This window comes from Oceanobacillus sp. Castelsardo (assembly GCF_001659985.1).
Lineage (GTDB): Bacteria > Bacillota > Bacilli > Bacillales > Amphibacillaceae > Oceanobacillus.
Genome location: NZ_LYCS01000011.1, coordinates 39,340 through 56,959 on the forward strand (window position 1 = coordinate 39,340; position 17,620 = coordinate 56,959).

15 protein-coding genes and 2 riboswitches are annotated in these 17,620 nt (G+C 36.4%); of the genes, 1 reads left to right on the forward strand and 14 read right to left on the reverse strand.

The genetic code is table 11. The features are described 5' to 3' along the window. Nucleotides 1-56: 56 nt before the first annotated feature. From A9178_RS15540 to A9178_RS19415, 4 genes are all read right to left on the reverse strand, one after another. A complete protein-coding gene (locus A9178_RS15540; protein ID WP_068676916.1) occupies nt 57-761 on the reverse strand; it encodes a gamma-glutamyl-gamma-aminobutyrate hydrolase family protein in 705 nt (234 codons plus the stop codon). Nucleotides 762-918: 157 nt separating this feature from the next. After that, nucleotides 919-2,616, reverse strand: coding sequence for a methyl-accepting chemotaxis protein (locus tag A9178_RS15545; RefSeq protein WP_068676918.1), 1,698 nt, complete (start codon nt 2,614-2,616; stop codon nt 919-921). 141 nt (nt 2,617-2,757) lie between these two features. After that, nucleotides 2,758-4,062 carry an NCS2 family permease gene (locus A9178_RS15550; RefSeq protein WP_068676920.1) on the reverse strand — a complete coding sequence of 435 codons (1,305 nt, stop codon included), beginning with the start codon at nt 4,060-4,062 and terminating at the stop codon, nt 2,758-2,760. 252 nt (nt 4,063-4,314) lie between these two features. Next, nucleotides 4,315-4,416: riboswitch (purine riboswitch) on the reverse strand. Between the two features lie 409 nt (nt 4,417-4,825). Then, nucleotides 4,826-4,894, reverse strand: a complete 69-nt coding sequence (locus A9178_RS19415) for a hypothetical protein (protein WP_369801990.1) — start codon at nt 4,892-4,894, stop codon at nt 4,826-4,828. A 101-nt stretch (nt 4,895-4,995) separates the two neighbouring features. Here A9178_RS19415 and A9178_RS15555 point away from each other — a divergent pair, with 101 nt between their 5' ends. Further along, nucleotides 4,996-5,394, forward strand: coding sequence for a DMT family transporter (locus tag A9178_RS15555; protein WP_068676921.1), 399 nt, complete (start codon nt 4,996-4,998; stop codon nt 5,392-5,394). A gap of 119 nt (nt 5,395-5,513) precedes the next feature. On the opposite strand, the gene A9178_RS15560 is transcribed toward A9178_RS15555, so the two are convergent. The 10 genes from A9178_RS15560 to A9178_RS15605 form a co-directional block, all read right to left on the reverse strand. Next, the gene (locus A9178_RS15560; protein ID WP_197482208.1) at nt 5,514-5,840 is read right to left on the reverse strand and encodes a type II toxin-antitoxin system RelE/ParE family toxin; all 327 of its coding nucleotides are present in this window, start codon (nt 5,838-5,840) and stop codon (nt 5,514-5,516) included. Next, nucleotides 5,812-6,096, reverse strand: coding sequence for a type II toxin-antitoxin system Phd/YefM family antitoxin (locus A9178_RS15565; protein WP_068676925.1), 285 nt, complete (start codon nt 6,094-6,096; stop codon nt 5,812-5,814). Before A9178_RS15565 ends, A9178_RS15560 begins: the two co-directional genes overlap by 29 nt. Before the next feature lie 202 nt (nt 6,097-6,298). After that, the gene (locus A9178_RS15570) at nt 6,299-6,958 is read right to left on the reverse strand and encodes a DUF6320 domain-containing protein (RefSeq protein ID WP_068676930.1); all 660 of its coding nucleotides are present in this window, start codon (nt 6,956-6,958) and stop codon (nt 6,299-6,301) included. Nucleotides 6,959-6,963: 5 nt separating this feature from the next. Next, the gene (locus A9178_RS15575) at nt 6,964-8,220 is read right to left on the reverse strand and encodes an acyltransferase (protein ID WP_068676932.1); all 1,257 of its coding nucleotides are present in this window, start codon (nt 8,218-8,220) and stop codon (nt 6,964-6,966) included. Between the two features lie 141 nt (nt 8,221-8,361). Further along, nucleotides 8,362-9,381, reverse strand: coding sequence for an alpha/beta hydrolase fold domain-containing protein (locus tag A9178_RS15580; protein ID WP_231889866.1), 1,020 nt, complete (start codon nt 9,379-9,381; stop codon nt 8,362-8,364). 251 nt (nt 9,382-9,632) lie between these two features. Continuing rightward, nucleotides 9,633-11,168 carry a glutamine-hydrolyzing GMP synthase gene (gene guaA / locus A9178_RS15585; protein WP_068676936.1) on the reverse strand — a complete coding sequence of 512 codons (1,536 nt, stop codon included), beginning with the start codon at nt 11,166-11,168 and terminating at the stop codon, nt 9,633-9,635. Nucleotides 11,169-11,334: 166 nt separating this feature from the next. Next, nucleotides 11,335-11,436: riboswitch (purine riboswitch) on the reverse strand. 27 nt (nt 11,437-11,463) lie between these two features. Beyond that, the gene (locus A9178_RS15590; RefSeq protein ID WP_068676937.1) at nt 11,464-13,665 is read right to left on the reverse strand and encodes a transglutaminase TgpA family protein; all 2,202 of its coding nucleotides are present in this window, start codon (nt 13,663-13,665) and stop codon (nt 11,464-11,466) included. Continuing rightward, on the reverse strand, nt 13,662-14,939 hold the full coding sequence (locus tag A9178_RS15595) for a DUF58 domain-containing protein (RefSeq protein ID WP_068676940.1): 1,278 nt from the start codon (nt 14,937-14,939) through the stop codon (nt 13,662-13,664). The genes A9178_RS15590 and A9178_RS15595 overlap by 4 nt, the downstream gene beginning before the upstream one ends. Nucleotides 14,940-14,942: 3 nt before the next feature. Beyond that, entirely contained in the window at nt 14,943-15,899 is a 957-nt protein-coding gene (locus tag A9178_RS15600) for an AAA family ATPase (RefSeq protein WP_068676941.1), read from the reverse strand. A 168-nt stretch (nt 15,900-16,067) separates the two neighbouring features. Next, nucleotides 16,068-17,567, reverse strand: a complete 1,500-nt coding sequence (locus A9178_RS15605) for an amidase (RefSeq protein WP_068677030.1) — start codon at nt 17,565-17,567, stop codon at nt 16,068-16,070. Nucleotides 17,568-17,620 lie beyond the last annotated feature (53 nt).

Here is a 17,620-nt window from a genome sequence, read left to right on the forward strand (position 1 = left end):
TTAAGAATATAATATAATCATATATTCTTCATTAATAAGGCAAAACCCTTTTTTTCTTACTGGCGGTTGCATGCAGCAATAAAGTGTTTATATATATTGATGGACACTTCATCTGTCATAGATTCCGGATGCCATTGTACCCCTAATACAAAAGTGTGGTTTTTACTTTCTATCGCTTCAATTACCCCATCATTTGCTATGCCACTTATTTGAAATTCTTTCGAAACTAGTCGATTAGCTTGATGATGAAAACTATTCACTTTAATTTCCTCTTTGTTTGTTAAACGATAAAGCAATGAATTTTTAAACACCTGTACAAAATGCGAACCGTGGTCACGCGGAGAGTTTTGAGTATGCTGAAGTAATTCGTCATTCTTTTGTGCATAAATATCTTGGTACATATCCCCACCCGCTGCAAGATTTAATATTTGGCTTCCTCTGCATACTCCAAGAATTGGCTTATCCATAGATAGTATGTTCTTCGTTAATTCTATTTCAAAGTGATCCCGTTCAGGAATAATGGTTCCAAGTTTTCGATGAGGTTCTTCCCCAAATAAGGTCGGATCAATATCATATCCGCCGGTTGCATAAAGTCCATCGATTTGTTTAGCAATTTGAACGATATCTATTTCTTTTGATACATACGGTAGAATAACCGGAATACCACCAGCTCTTACAATTGCCTTTATGTTATCGTTTTTCGTCATATAATACGAACGGTCCGCTTCCATCGAACACGTCACACCAATGAATGGTTTCAAATGGAATTCCTCCTTCCAATCGATGATTCCATTAAGATATTATATATTTTATTTAGGCAATTATCCTTTTGTGTATTTTATCCAACTATTTATGAAATGTGTTTATATTTTAAAAACCGAAAACCCCATGATGGAATTTCCGGTTTAGCCAGCTAAATTATAATTTAAATTTATTCACAATCTTATTCAGTTCATTTGATAAATCAACAAGATTTGTAGATCGATCAGCTGTTTCCTCGATGGAAGCCGTTGTTTCTTCTGAGGCTGCAGATACACCTTGTGCATTTGAAGCCATGGATTCATTCGTCTGCTCTAAACGTTGAACATGTTGAATCATAGTTTCAGATGTTGTTGCTTCTTCATGTGTTAGTTCTGACAATCCGCTTATTTCTTCTGCAATATTCAGAACAGCAGTTTGAATATTCTCAAGAGCCTCTCCCGTTTCCACAACGGACTTCTCACCTGCTTCAACATTTTTGTGGTTATCCTCAATCGTTTCAACCGTGCCAACAATATTAGAAGTGATCTTGGAAATAACCTTTTCCACTTCAGAAGCTTCCTTATTTGATTGTTCCGCTAGTTTTCTAATTTCATTTGCGACAACAGCAAATCCTTTTCCTTGCTCACCGGCCCGTGCTGCCTCGATTGCGGCATTCAAGGCTAAAAGATTCGTTTGTTCCGCAATTCTTGTAATGGTTTCTGTAATTTGTTGAATCTCACTTGTATAGGCATTTAATTCTTCTATTGCTAGTTTCGTATCAGAAGAAGAACGTTTAATCGAATTCATTTGTTCTACTATTTCATTTACCTTCTGAATCCCTGTTTTCGCTGTTTCCATTGTGTATTCTGCACTTTTCACACTTAGTTCCGCTTTTTCTCTCGATGATTGAATTAGCTCAGCCAAACTCATTAATGAACTCGAAACATCTGTTGTCATGTCCGCCCCTTCTGAAGTGCCTGCAGCAATTTCCTCCATATTTTGAGAAACATGACTAAGCGCCATTTTTATCTCCTGCATAGAAATAGATGTATCATTTGCATTACTAGATAAATGGGTTGATGTATCCTTTAAAGTTACCATTATCTCTCTTAAATTATCTGACATATGATCTAAATTACGAGCTAAGTCGCCAACTTCATCATTACTATTTACTATTACTTCTCGCTTCGTAATATCACCCTTAGCTATTCTATTTGTCTGTTCAATCAAACTAGAAATAGGTTTTGTTTTCTTCCTAATTAGAACGATAGTAATAACAGCTGCAAGTAATAAAGGGATCATTCCAACTAGAATCCCTTCTTTTACCACATCCCAGGTACGATCTGTCACAATTTTAGCATCGAAGTCAATCACACTTATAGCAACCAATTCTTTTGTTGAGTCATGATCCTCATAAATAGGGGCATATCCAGAAATTCTTTCAATCCCGCCGTATTCATAAATTTCCGAATAGGTGGAATGATTCATTTCCTTTAAAGTTTCTATAGCCTTTTCATCCATTGGAAAGCTATCCCCAATTTGAAATCCGTCTGCTTTTAGATTGTCATCTAATGCTAGAATTTTACCGTCCAAACTAAGAATATAATGACTTTCAAAAATTTCCTTATGATCTACGGTCCAGTTTAGCGTTTCACCGATTTCTTCATTTTGGTTTCCGTTTTTTAAATCCTCAATATCATCCGACGTTAATAGTCCAGTTGTGATATTCGCACAGCCATAGGCTTCAATACCAGCTGCTTGATAGAGACTATTATAAGCTGTTTTATATGTAGTAAAGCCATTAATAATAACAGTAGCTATAATGACACCTAATATAATGATTCCTAAGTTCCATGTTAATGATCTCTTTTTCATAGCTAAATCACCCCCAACATATCATACCATAATATGACAAAAACCTCTGTGACTTTTGTTACAAAATAATAACCAAAAAGAGGTAGAACTACTCAAATAGTCCTACCTCTTTTTAAAACGGTCTAGCTCCAACGCAAACATCTAACTTAAGAAAACAAAATACAAAACAAATATTACGAAAAGGATATACATAATTGGATGTATTTCTTTTGCGCGTCCTTTTACAATCATAGTAATGGGATAGAATATAAATCCAACCGCAATCCCTGTTGCGATACTGTATGTTAATGGCATCATAAGAACAACAAAGAATGCAGGTACCGCAATTTCGAATTTATCCCATTCTACTTGTTTCAACTGGTTTGCCATCATCACACCGACAATAATTAATGCAGGTGCCGTTACTTCTGTCGTGATAATCCCTAGTAATGGGGAAAAGAATAACGCTAGTACAAAGAATCCTGCCGCCACAACTGCTGTGAACCCAGTTCTACCACCAACCCCAACACCTGCCGTAGATTCTACAAAAGAGGTTGTAGTAGAAGTACCAACGACAGATCCCACAACCGTTGCTGCAGAGTCAGCAAATAATGCCTTACCTGCACGTGGTAATTTATTATCTTTTACTAATCCCGCTTGTGAAGCAACAGCCATTAATGTTCCCGCCGTATCGAAAAAATCAACGAACAAGAAGGTTAATATTACAACAAGCATTTCAATTGTAAAGATATCACCAAAATGGGTGAATGCTTGACCAAATGTAGGAGCTATACTTGGAACGGCACCTACAATATCACCGATGCCTTTTGGAATAGGAACTAAACCAAAGATCATTCCAACAATCGCAGTAATAATCATTCCATAAAATATTCCAGCCCGAATCCCTTTTGTTAAAAGAATAACAGAAATAACGAGCCCAAAAATAGTTAATAATACAGTTGGGGATGTAATATCTCCAATACCTACAAAGGTTGCTTCATTAGCTACGACAATCCCCGAGTTTGTTAGACCAATAAAAGCAATAAACAGACCAATACCAGCCCCAACCGCCATCTTCAAGTTGGAAGGAATTGCGTTAATGATCATTTCCCGAAGTCCTGTCAACGTTAAAACAATAAAAATAAGTCCTGAAGCTAATACTCCTGATAACGCCGTTTCCCAAGGAATTCCATAACCTAAAACAACCGTATAAGCAAAAAATGCATTTAATCCCATTCCCGGCGCAAGAACTACTGGATACTTTGCAATAAGTCCCATAAACAAAGTACCGACCGCAGCAGCCACAGCAGTAGCAACAAAAACCGCACCCTGATCCATGCCGGCGTCTGATAGGACGGATGGATTAACAAATAATATATACGCCATCGCTAAAAATGTCGTTAAACCAGCTGTAAACTCTGTTTTATAACTAGTACCAAGCTTTTCAAATTGAAAATACTCTTTCATTCATTTTCCTCCTCATAGCTTTTCTTATAAAGGATGTTCAAAAAGTCCGGTAAAAATGACACGTCGCATTTCTTCGTTGGCTTGCTTTTCCGTTCCTCACGTATTAACTGCATACGTTCCGGTACTCAAAGCTACGCCGCCTCGAACTTCTCGGTCCTTTTTATCCTCCTTTTTGAACACGCACTTAAACAACAAAAAAACACTCATGTTACCAAGAGTGCTACGACAGAAAAAAAGCAATGAAAGATCTTTTCATTCCTATTATCTCTGCGTAGTCAAACTATTTACGGTAGTTTAGTAGAAACTCTTGGGCCATATCCCCGAGATTATACGCTTTTTTATTTAAATTACATGATTATATTACTAACACAATGGATTTATGTCAATAGGAAACGTACATTTTTTAATTTAAAGTTTGTATTGTTCGAATTTTATATTATTTTTCCCATTCGTTTATTTTAGGTGATTTACAGCAAAAGACCCCAAATCCTTACCATTTTTACAAAATGATTTCTATATAGTTGTCATGTATAAATACCAGGCTTGTACTTAACACGTAATTTCCCATGCGTTTCATAATCAATTTAATTAGTCAAATCCAGCATCTTTTAAGCCAAACAGGAGTCATCTAAAAAACAAAAGGCTGTAAACCTTATCAATTAAGGGTTTATAGCCTTTATTCATTACTTCTACTCATTACTTGGCCAATATAATATAGTGCAATTAGGCGATGTTTCACCACTTTAGCACATAAATTTCATCATCAAAAATGAAACCTCCGCACAATTTCATTCTTCATCATTTTTTCTGAAAATAGGACCATCCCAATCAGCGTTAATAAAGCATATAAGGCAGTTGCAGCACTTGGCCATAAGACCGTTGATCAGGAGCTTAGAAAAAGAATGACAGGAAGAAAGTCTGTAATAACCATGGTTGTCATATACCCAATGTATTCCCGCCCCGCCATTTTGGTTTTCGCAGTACAATAATGGTTACAAGCAGTGTTGCAAACATAACAAGAGAAGGAATAACGTAAGGACCGACCATTCTGAGCTTCCATTTGATGCACCTTTCAGTCAACTAATTGGAGCAGTTTTTGGTGTTTTTCTTATCTATTATGCCGTTGTCGTGCCAAGAATTGGTATGATGAATTGGATGGTGATGGTTATTATCGGTCAATTATTGTCGAGTGTGATTATTGATCATTTTAGTCTCTTTGGTTCTGAAGTCATTCTATTAGATTGGAGAAAATTGATAGGTGTCATACTATTAATAATTGTGGCGTACTTCATATTTAAGCACCAAATACAAAAGGAAAAGAGGAAAGATTAGAGAAGAAACGATAGTAAAGCAATTTTAAAGAAGTTTTAATTAAGCTATATTAAAGGATTTTCAAATTATGGCTGGTGAATATTCTCTTGATAAGTTCTTATTTTCATTTTCACTCATGATTACTTTATAACCTTTGTTAAATCCATTTTAGCATAAACAACTCTGTGAATTTCAATCACTTCTTCATTAACTACATAGAAAACAGCATAATTCTTAACTGGTAAAAGTCTGTATTCATTATCCGTGAACTTGATAGGTTGATATACTTTGCAAGAATAGGGAAACTGCTCAAGCCTAGATATGGATTCATCCAAAGTATCCAGTAAATCCATTGCAGCCTTTGGAGCTTTAAGAGTCTCAGTAATGTAGTCTGTTATATCCCTTAAATCATCTAAAGCCAAAGGCAAATATTTCAGTTTATACATCATCTTCAAACTTGTTGGCAAGCCTTGACCTTAAATCTGAAAATACTTCTTCATGTGTATATCGTTTATCCGTAGACTTGGCCTCCAGTTCTGCTTCTTTTAACTTAAAATAAACTTCACTTTCAAACAATTTCCTTTCGTATGCTTCGATGCTCATTACCACCATGTCACCATAACCATTCTTAGTCAAAAATATGGGTTCTGACGATTCGTGTACCATCCTTGAAATATCTGCAAAACTATTACGCAAATCTGAAATTGGTCTAATATGCGGCATATTATCACTCCTTCATCATAAATTAACTTATCATAACTTTATCATAATCACGCTAACCAAGCAATCAAACTTAACCAAAAGGATAAACCCTAGCATCCCTTTTAACAAGGATTCTAAGGTTTTATTTTTGCTTCCCACTCAAGATTACAAATGATTTAGTTCCCATGCTTTGTTTTTACTACTTAACACATATATTTCATCATCAAAAATGAAACCTCCGCACAATTTCATTCTTCATCGTTTTTTCTGAAAATAGGACCATCCCAATCAGCGTTAGCAGGGCATATAAGGCAGTTGCAGCACTTGGCCATAAGACCGTTGACCAGGAACTTAGAAAAAGAATGACAGGAAGAAAGCCTAAAATAACCATGGTTGACAAGTACCCGATGTATTCCCGCCATTTCATTGGTTTTCGCAATACAATGATGGTTACAAACAGGGTAGCAAGCATAACGAGAAAAGGGATAACATAATGGATCGACCATTTTGAACTTCCAGATGCTGCATCCAAGATAAAAAACATAGTAGAGAGTGCGATAACTTGAAAGATTACTTTGGAACCTGTATGGGCTTTAGAGAGTATGGTATGATTAATCAATAATAAACCATATAATACGGGACCTAGCACATACAAGGACCATGATTGATTCGGTTTCGTTAATAAATCGATTAATAAGCTTGTACTAATTGCGAAAATCGCAATAAATAAAACAAGGCGCTGTGCAAAGCGACGCCGTTGAATTTTGGTTTCGTAGGCAGGATAATACGCGTCATCTTCCAATTCCTCAGAAAGCTTGTGTTTACATAGCGGACAATATGGTTGTTTAGTATTTATACTGCAATTTGTGCAATAATGTTGCATTGTTTTCACCTGCTGTCATTGGAGTATACTTCTATCTCCAAATTATATGTCTTGGAAAGTTCTCTGAAGAAAGTACGGATAATATCCGCTTCTTGTATCATTCTTGCAAATGTGATTACGAGTTCATCCCCCACCGCGATCATCCCTCCATTGATTGGGCTTTTCTTTGTCGGGTAGAGAACCATTTCCATATGGGAAATATGTGATTCCATGGATTCAGGTAGTCGTACTTTTCCCATATTTGTCAAGGTCATCGCTTTGGTACGCTCACTAAAGCTCCTATAACCATAACGAATGGCATGGTATTTAATCGGGAGCGGAACAAATCTTGCTGTCAGTCTCGTTTGCCATTTTACCCGATCGTTAATACTTTTCTGCAAGCTTTCCTTTTTTATTTTCTCACGTAATTGCCTCGATGTTTCTTCAATAATTTCTTCTAATGTCATCTTCTCCGTCACGGACATCCCTATATTGACAACACCAAAGAAATTGCGCAGGGTATTGGAAGGGAAAAGGCTCCGTAAGTTAACTGGGACAGCAATCTTTATCTCCTCTTTATATGCTCGGTACCGTAATCGTTCTTTATAGATAGCAGCAATTAAAATGGCAGTGACAAAACCGGTGATCGTTGTTCCGTACTCTTTGGCAAGCTGATGCACTTTACTTGCGCTCATTTTTCCATGGACAGCAATGGTTTGATCGATGGAAGTGCCGCGAATCTGATAAGAAGGCGTTTCTTTGAATTTCTCTGCCTTTTCATCTGTCCTATAGTTTTGGTAACTGTCGTCTCTTTCATAATAGCTTGGCTGATTATGAATATCGATTAGTGTACTTTCATAGGCCACGTCTTCCCCAAGATAAGATAGATAATGATAAATAAGCGCTTTAATGAATTCCAAAGCACCTGTCCCATCTGTTACGGAATGGAAAAATTCCACAGCAATACGCTTTTTATAATAGGTAACACGCAATAAGAATCCATTTGTTTCTAATGGATCGATTGGTGCACATGGATATTGGCTTTCAAGCTGAACATAAAGCTTTTCATTATTCTCTACAAGAAAATCCCAAAAAACACCTTTACGAAGCTTTACTGCAAACATTGGGAGGCGTTTGATAACATCGTCCAGCGCAAGTTGAAGTTTAGCCGGCTGTACTGTTTTCTTCATAATAGCAGCAACCCGGAAGACCGATGAATTTGTTTGCTCCGATACAGCATGAAACAATTTCCCTGCATTATCAAGTTTGTACCATTCATCCATTGTTGAACACCTCTATATGTACTGAATCTTTTCTGTACCCTATTTTACCTCATATTTGCTCTCGATTCATCGTTAAGTCGTCCATTTTACTTTAACCAATGGTACTTACTTTTTTAAAACTGACAAGAAGAGGTTATCCATTTACATATTCTTTATGATATTTACGATTTTCTTAGTCGCTTTTTTAGCCTCTGGAATTGGGTAAAGCACAAAGATATGATTCATTTTCGGATATTCAAAATAGTTCATTCTAACTCCTTTAGAAATAGCAATATCTCTGAACTTCCTAGCATCGGGTAAAAAAATTTCATGTGTCCCTATGAATAAAGTGATTTCCCCCAATCCATTTAGTTTTCCATTGATTGGGCTGAGCAAATAATTATTTCCATCAGTGTCTCCTGCATATGCTTTCCCCATTTGAATCAAACCATAAATCCCTAACATTGGATCTTTATGCTCCAATTGATAAGCATCTGGGTTTTTCATCGTAATATCAAGCCAAGGTGAAAGTAAAATGACTTTTCGGGGTTGTGGTAACTCCTTTTCCAAGAGCAATTGTGCTAATGCTAATGCAAATCCTCCTCCAGCAGAGTCACCCATTAAGATAACATTTTCCTTATCCAAGGTTTTTAAAATCCATTCATATATTGGAAGAATTTTGTCAAAAGACTCTTTATATTGATGATTCGGTGCTTTAGGATAAATGGGAACGTATATGTTAACATTGGTTTCTTTTGCTACTTTCCAAAGAAAATTCCAGTGGTATACCGACGGTTGTTTTATATAACCTCCTCCATGCAAATAGAGTATGGATTTTTCTGAAGGCTTTTTTTCTTTATTAAAGATGTAACAGTCCATTCCATCAAAATGTTGTTTTTCAATGTTAAACTTCTTCTGAATATATTTTGGTAATACATAAGGTTTCTCATTTTCAATTTGTTTTTCTTTAAGAAATTCAGCGTATAATCTTTCATCGGTAAAGTTATCTTTATTACTCAGTCGTTTGAGCAAACGTTCTACAATCCAGCTCCGAATACTTCTCATTTTAGTTTCCTCCTGTATGTCATTAGCATTTTTAAGTAGAGTGTATAACATACCTCCAACAATATTCAGAGTAGTACCATTTTTATAAAGTATTCTAGGTAGAAAATTAATATCCATCTATTGGTTGCTTTATACCCTATACTAGCAGTAATCGTTTAGCTTTGTACAAAATAGCCACTGGCGTTGTATTAAAAACCTGCACAGACACACCAAAAAAGGGATATTGCTTTTGTGCAATATCCCTTTTTCCGCCTCGTCCTTTGTTATAATTTTGGCGGAGAACCTATTCATTTTTGATTGTTTCATCCATTTTCGTATCATCAAAATGCAGTCAAATCAACGTTTTCACTTCAAGTACTCTTAGTAAATTACTCCCACTCAATAGTAGCAGGTGGCTTACTTGTTACATCATAAACGACACGGTTAATATGGTCTACTTCATTTACGATACGTGTGGAAATTTTTTCTAATACATCCCAAGGAATACGAGCCCAATCCGAAGTCATTCCATCAATAGATGTAACAGCACGAATACCAATGGTGTAGTCGTATGTTCTCGCATCTCCCATTACCCCAACACTTCTGATATTAGGTAGAACAGTGAAGTATTGCCAAATGTCACGGTCTAAACCTGCAGCTGCGATTTCTTCACGTAAAATAGCATCTGATTCACGAACGATTTCCAACTTTTCGTCCGTCACTTCTCCAAGTACACGAATAGCAAGTCCTGGACCTGGGAAAGGTTGACGCCATACGATGTGATCTGGAATCCCTAATTGCGTTCCAAGTTCACGAACTTCATCTTTGAATAACGTTTTCAATGGTTCAATCAATTCAAATTGCATATCTTCTGGAAGTCCACCAACATTATGATGTGACTTAATCGTTTGAGCTGTGTCGGTACCACTTTCAATAATGTCTGTATAAAGCGTACCTTGAGCTAAAAAGTCCATATCTTTCAGTTTAGCTGCTTCATCATCAAAGACATAAATAAATTCGTTACCAATAATCTTACGTTTCTTCTCTGGATCGTCTACACCTTTTAATTTAGATAGGAAACGATCTTTTGCGTCGATTTTAATGATATTCATATGGAAATCATCCGCAAATACTTTCATCACATCGTCCGCTTCATTTTTACGAAGCAAACCATGGTCAACGAAAATACATGTTAATTGATCGCCAATTGCTTTATGAATAAGAGCAGCAACAACAGAAGAGTCTACTCCACCACTTAGAGCACAAAGTACGTTTTTATCGCCTACTTGAGCTTGGATGTTTGCGACTTCTTGTTCGATAAAGTTTTCAATCGTCCAGTCCCCAGTACTTCCGCATGCATCGAATACAAAGTTTCTTAGAACATCATTTCCATATTCAGAATGTCTTACCTCTGGGTGGAATTGTACGGCATATAATTTTTCATTTGGATTACTCATTGCTGCAATTGGAGTCGATGAGCTTGTCGCATCAATTTGAAATCCTTCAGGAGCAGCAGTTACTTTATCTCCATGACTCATCCAAACCGTTTGATTCGCTGGAGTATCTTTGAAAAGAACGGGTTGTCCTTCCAAATCGATAAGCGCTTTTCCATATTCACGGTTCTTGGATTTTTCTACTTTTCCATCGTAATGAAGAGCCATTAATTGCATTCCGTAGCAAATACCTAAAATAGGTATATCTAAATCAAAAATTTTTTCATCTGGACGAAAACTATTTTCTCCATATACACTATGTGGTCCACCAGATAGGATAATTCCTTTTGGATTTATTTTTTTAATTTCTTCTGCTGTCAATTTATGAGAGTGTAATTCACTGTACACTCCAAATTCTCTAATTCGACGAGTAATTAGTTGATTGTACTGACTACCAAAATCAAGTACTAAAATCATTTCTTCATTTCCCATAAATTTTACTCCTATCTAAATCTATTTATAAAGGTTACTATACTACATCATCATTCTACAGTTATTATTCCATGAAAAGCGAAGTTAATCACAAAAAAACCTGAATTTCTCCTTTTCATAGTAAAAAAACTAGAAAAAGGCAGAAATCCAAGTTTTTCATCAAACCATTTAGATTTTCCGCCTTCATAGTCAGAGTATTTACGGTACTCTGGTAGAAACTTTCGAACCATATTATCGAGGATATACGAAAGGCCAATTACAATTTCTTTTATTCTACTAATCAACGTTTACTTGGTCAACCCATTATGTGATTAATTAAATCTTTCCATAATTTCGTTAGTTCCACGGAATGTTTCTTAGGAAACTCATTTTTATAAAGAAGTTGTTCATAGTAGCCTGTCAGTTTACCCATTTCACTTGTTCCATAATGGTCATCTACCATTTTAGCAAACTCCCTTAACGTCTGATTTGGATCTTTTACAAGACCTTTTCGTTGTAAAAGCTTCATGGCATGATGATACGCTTCTTGGAATGTTTTAGCGTCCGCAGTTTTATCCATTTTATAAGAAACCAATTTCGTCCGCCATTGATTTCTAAATAGATATAGAAAGACTATCGTAATAACAACAAAGACAATAAGAAAAAGCCAACTCCAATTACTAAATGGATTCGTGTCACGATTTTCCGGCAATAGATTAAAAGCTGTTTCCGCTTCTTCCTCTTCCTGTTTTTCTGTTACTTGCTCCTTTTCTTCTTCGGAATCTGCCGAAGTGTCTAATTCATCATCGTCCGCTTCCGTGTCTACTTGAGATTCTCCAAAGTAGAAATCCGATAAGTTAGAAAATCCTTGAGTTGGTTCAAACGGCACCCAACCATATTCAGGAAAATATACTTCTACCCAAGAATGAGCGTTAGCATTTGTAATTTGGTACTTATCAGGTTCACTACCAAAGTTACTTTCTATTAAGTCACCACTAGTAAATCCTTTTACCCATCTCGCTGGTATATCAAGTGTTCGAAGCATCACGACCATAGACGTTGAAAAGTTATCACAATACCCAATTTTTGAATCAAATAAAAATTGATCCACATAATCTTCATTTCCTTGAGGCACTGGGATATTTTCTGTTTTATATTCATACCCATTTTGATTAAAATACTGTTCAATTGCTTTCGCTTTATCATAGCGATTCGTTTCATTTGCAGTTATTTCCTCCGCTAAACCTACTACTCTATTTGGCAATGTTGATGGCAATTGTGTATATTTATCTAAAATCTCTTTAGGGTATTCTTCTGAACTATTTTTCAATTGACTAATGGCAAAGGATGGTATGTCATATTGTATTTGATAAATCAAGTCGGAAGTCGAATCGTTTTCTGTTTGAATTGCACCGGAATTAGAGTCTAATGAAAATACCGTTTGTGCACCGGTTAAAACTTCTGCTTGATTAATTCCATAAGGATACATCAATTTCCCGATTGACTTATTTTGAACTTCTATTATTCCTGTTAACTCTTTAGTTTCGACATGATCTGTATACGTTTCTAATTCTATATGACCATTTAATTGTTCTTTATAGTCTGGCTTCTCCGATAACTCCCAGCCTTTTCCTGTATAGATATCCCTTGTCTCGATTCGCCAGTAATGTTGGTCATGAACATAAGCAGTAAATACTGGAGTGTTATCTTGTACAAATGACCCTCCTAGTCTTGAGTCATCCTCTCCATATCCTACTTTTTGAATAGTATTACCAAATCCTCCCCCTGCTTCTTCTGCCGCACTATATATAAAAGGAACAGGATCAGGCCATTGCGGATCAATTTTCGGTACAACAAACCCGACTAGGGTGGAAAAAGCGATGATGGCCAAAAGTGGAAGTAGCCAAGATTTTATTTTCCTCATCCACTCAAACCCAATAGAAGCAGGATTGAATTCTTTTAGCAGATTCGCAATCGCTAACGCAACTAAAGAAATAATAAATGCTCGTACAATGGATAACGCCGCATCATACGTTGTAAATGTATCTAGTACTGTAATATAAATGAAGGTTAATAAAATAAATAGAAAGATTCGCTTCATTTGGACAAACCAATAATGTAGCAAATAGCTCATTAAAGCGATTAAAATAAAAAATAAGAAACTACGAAAAACTGGAGTCAATGTATATAAGTCCCGAGAAATAAGGGCATCCATATTAATAGAAAAATCTTTAATCAGTTGCGCCACCCAACCAAGATTCAAAAGGGATTGATCAAAATAGAGCCAATGTATGAGAAATAGAAGGACTATGCCCTTAACTAGACATGACAGCCACCACTTTAATTGCAGGAAACTAGTTAGAAAACAAAAGAAAGCATAAAAGATAAACACGCTTATACTTTCCGTATCTGTTATATCTTGTAAAGGATATAACCATTCCAAAAACAAGAAGCAGCCACATAAATATAGAAGTGAGGTGTAGATAACCGTAGATTTACTTTTTAATAAGGCTTTCATCTTATATCCACCTCAATTGGCTTTTTCACTAATTTTTCTTCCGTAATAATTTGTGTTCCTATTCCTTCCCTTTTAAATCGGTGTAACGTTAATCGATCAGACTCCGTGATCAAAGTAGAGGATTGTATAAACACGACCACCACTTGTTTCATTCGTTTACTCATTTGATCAATCGTTTGTTTGAATGTTTCATCCATATAAGTCGTCATCACAAAAACAATATCTCCATTGTTCATTCGAAGCATTTGTTCTTTTAATAATAATCCAAATGACTCCATTCCAGTTGGTTGTAACGTAGTCAAATGTTCTATCACTCTATTTCTTAAACCGACTTCTTTATTAAGGGTAAAATAATTATTCCCTTTTTTCCCTGTAATGGTTATTAAATTAACTCTCGTATGTTGCTTTCGGAATGCTTCTATTAGACCTAGTGTTAATTCGATAGATCCCTCAAAGGCAAGTGGGTTTAATGATGGATTATTACAGCTATCTAAAGCAAGCAATATATTTGAACTTTTTTCTTGTTCAAATTCCTTCGTCATCATCGTATTTTTTCTCGCTGTCTGCTTCCAATCAATCCAAGTGAAACGATCGCCAGGTTCATATTCACGCACCCCAACCGCTATGTTTGTATTTACTACAGAATGATTTGCTTCGGAAGCCAATTTTCCTTGTTCCGAGTTACTTAAGAAATGAAGGTTTCGAACGGATAATGGTTTTGGATGTACGAATAGTTCATCTTCCACTTGGAATATATGCTCCTTTTTCACAAACCCAAAGACATCTCCAGTCTTCACGCGAATTTCTTGCAAGGAATGTTTCCCTCTTGGAATTTGATCAAGGGTATACGTGATTTCAATATTACGATTAAACCAAGGCAAAACAGCTTTTTTTACTTTTCTATCCCGCTTTAAGTTATTGGGTTGATTCATTGATTCATATTTTCGTTGACCATTATCCAGCCGATTTAAAGAATGAGAAAACACTTCTTCTACCAGACAGTAATAGATAGGGAATGGTATATTTCGCTTCAAATTTATCGAAACGGTTATAGATTCCCCCGCATGTACCACTTTCTTCGATAAGCTTCTAGAAACTTGCCAATTTCTAATTGGATACATTAGAAAACCTATATGATAGACAAAAATCGGTAGAAAGCCAGAAAATAAAAACCAGCTTACAAATCCACCTTGAAACATGGCATAGGAAAATAAAATCGAGATTAGAATGAAAACAAAAAATAAATTGAAAAGGAATTTTAGTGAATTTTTCATTTACTAAAATTCCTTTCGAATGGGAATTTGTGTTGATTTTACAATTTGGGAAATAACCTCTTCACTTGTCATTCCCTCGTATCTTGCTTCTGAAGTAAGAATAATACGATGACCGAAAACAAACGGAACTAAAAATTTCACATCATCTGGCAAAACATAATCCCGACCATAAATATATGCATAAGCCTTCGCTGCTTTCATTAAAGCAATGGCTCCCCTTGGACTTACCCCTAAATAGGTGGCAATATCTTCACGTGTCTTCGTTACTAAATGAATGATATACTCTTGAATACTTTTATCGATATAAACCTCTTTTACCTCTTGTTGTACTTGAATCAATTCTTCCTTTGTCATCACAGCTTGTATTCCCTCAATTGGATGGTTTCTAGAGGTGCGCTCTAAAATCTTTAACTCTTCCATAAATGTAGGATACCCCATTTTTAACTTCAAAATAAAACGATCTAATTGCGCTTCTGGTAATGGGTAGGTTCCTTCATATTCAATTGGGTTTTGGGTTGCCATAACAAAGAAGGGCTTTTGGAGAGGGATCGTATTTCCATCAACGGTAATATTCTTCTCTTCCATTGCTTCAAGGAGTGACGATTGCGTCTTCGGAGAGGTACGATTTATTTCATCAGCAAGAACGATATTACCTAAGATTGGGCCAGGTCGAAATTCGAATTCTAATTCTTTCGGATTATAAATTGAAATTCCGGTTACATCTGATGGAAGTAAGTCTGGGGTGAATTGAACTCTTCTAAAATCACAATCTAGTGATTTCGCTAATGCCCTTACAAGCATAGTTTTCCCAACACCTGGAACATCTTCCAAAAGCACATGGCCTTCAGCAAGTAAAGCTACTAAACTCAGTGTTGCAACATCCTCTTTTCCAATCATTACTTTATTGATATTCGTTAACACTTTTTCAACTTTTTCATTATAAACTGTTATTCCTTGCACCTTTTTCTACGCCCCTCTCGAATAGATTTTATATATCAACTATACATGAAATAACAAAGCGAAAAACAGTAGAAGTATTTGTAAATTGTCTTCCTGACTTGCGCTGTCCTTCATCAACTTAAATCCATCACAAAAGGTTTCGTCATGATGACGAAACCAATAATATGATTACTGAAAATACGGATTACCCTTCATACCTACCCATAAATCAGACTGCTCCAATTGGTAGGCTAGTTGTAATAAACAATGTTCTTCCCCTTTTTGTGCCATCACTTGCACTCCAAGCGGCAACCCATTCTCAGATAAATAAACTGGCACAGACATGGCTGGTTGGCCAGTAAGGTTCGCTAGTTGAGTAAATGGTGTATACGTTAAGCTTGGTAAAAACATATCATAGACGATTTGTTGTTGTTCTTCTACATTTCTCACTTTCGAAATTTCTTCTACGTATCTCTTGTGTTTTTCTTTATTTGGTGTGAGCTCTCCTATACTTGGAGCGGTAGAAGCTGTAGTAGGAGTTATATATAAATCATACATTCTATGGAAATTCACCATTTGTTCCGCTGCTTTATCCCAAGACGCTAGACTCTCAGAATACATTGCCGCCGAAACGGACTTACCTGCTTGGTTAAGTACCCAAGATTCCATTTCCATGTCTTCTGCTGTCAACTCTCTACCAAGTGCGTGTTCCATCCCAATAATTGTTGCGTTCATTTCCCCGCTGTTCATTAGGTAATAGTCCTTCATTAGCTGCACACCGTCGACAGGACCATCCACCTCTTCCACATAATGCCCTTCTGATTCTAAGACTTTCACTAAGTTCTCGACCGCTATTCTTGCATCCTTTGAGACCGGAGTTCCAACGGGGGACTTCGTTGAAAATGCAATACGCAATGGCTTTTTAAAAGGTTTAACCATTGTTTCCTTATAATTCTCCGTAAATAATGGTGTTTGGTAAGCTGCTTCTGGCTGAACTACTTGCAATACATCAAGCATTGCAGCACTATCCCTTACACTTTTACTTAAAACAAAGTCAATCGATGCCCCTTGCCATTGTCTTCCAACTCCAGGTCCAACTGGAGTCCGTCCTCTTGTTGGTTTTAAACCAAATAGGCTTGTAAATGAAGCAGGAATTCGAATCGAACCACCACCATCACTTGCACCCGCTAGAGGAACCACTCCAGATGCAATTGCTGCTGAAGCACCCCCACTTGATCCACCAGGTGAAAACTCCTTATTCCATGGATTTCGTGTAGGTCCATAAAGCTTTGGCTCTGTTATGTTTTTCAATGCAAATTCTGGAGTATTCGTGTGTCCCATAAAATGAAAACCAGCATCACGAAACCTTTTCACAAAATAGGAATCGACTTTTGACATATTTCCTTGTAAAAGCTTGGAACCAGCTGTCAACGGTTCCCCCTCTATTGACTGACTAATATTTTTCATTAAAATTGGCACGCCATTAAATGGCGCATTTTCAATAGATAAGTTCTCCGCCTCTTTTAACGCCTGTTCTTTCCTAGTATGTGTAACAATATTTAGGGCTGGTTGTACTTCTTCCAACCGCTTAAAGGCGATTTCCATTAATTCCTTGGCAGATACTTCTTTTTTCCGAATAAGGGTTGCCATCTCTGTAGCATCAAGTGATAAAAACGTTTCAATATTCATAGGTACACCTCTTTTGGTAATATTCCCCACTCCTTCTATCTTAGTTGAGAAAC

Bases quoted from the DNA above. Each gene is read 5' to 3' on its own strand.
- A9178_RS15605 (WP_068677030.1), bottom strand. From the start codon at position 17,567: ATGAATATTGAAACGTTTTTATCACTTGATGCTACAGAGATGGCAACC.
- A9178_RS15595 (WP_068676940.1), bottom strand. From the start codon at position 14,939: ATGAAAAATTCACTAAAATTCCTTTTCAATTTATTTTTTGTTTTCATT.
- A9178_RS15580 (WP_231889866.1), bottom strand. From the start codon at position 9,381: ATGGATATTAATTTTCTACCTAGAATACTTTATAAAAATGGTACTACT.
- A9178_RS15565 (WP_068676925.1), bottom strand. From the start codon at position 6,096: ATGCCGCATATTAGACCAATTTCAGATTTGCGTAATAGTTTTGCAGAT.
- A9178_RS15590 (WP_068676937.1), bottom strand. From the start codon at position 13,665: ATGAAAGCCTTATTAAAAAGTAAATCTACGGTTATCTACACCTCACTT.
- A9178_RS15570 (WP_068676930.1), bottom strand. From the start codon at position 6,958: ATGCAACATTATTGCACAAATTGCAGTATAAATACTAAACAACCATAT.
- A9178_RS15545 (WP_068676918.1), bottom strand. From the start codon at position 2,616: ATGAAAAAGAGATCATTAACATGGAACTTAGGAATCATTATATTAGGT.
- A9178_RS15575 (WP_068676932.1), bottom strand. From the start codon at position 8,220: ATGGATGAATGGTACAAACTTGATAATGCAGGGAAATTGTTTCATGCT.
- guaA (WP_068676936.1), bottom strand. From the start codon at position 11,168: ATGGGAAATGAAGAAATGATTTTAGTACTTGATTTTGGTAGTCAGTAC.
- A9178_RS15550 (WP_068676920.1), bottom strand. From the start codon at position 4,062: ATGAAAGAGTATTTTCAATTTGAAAAGCTTGGTACTAGTTATAAAACA.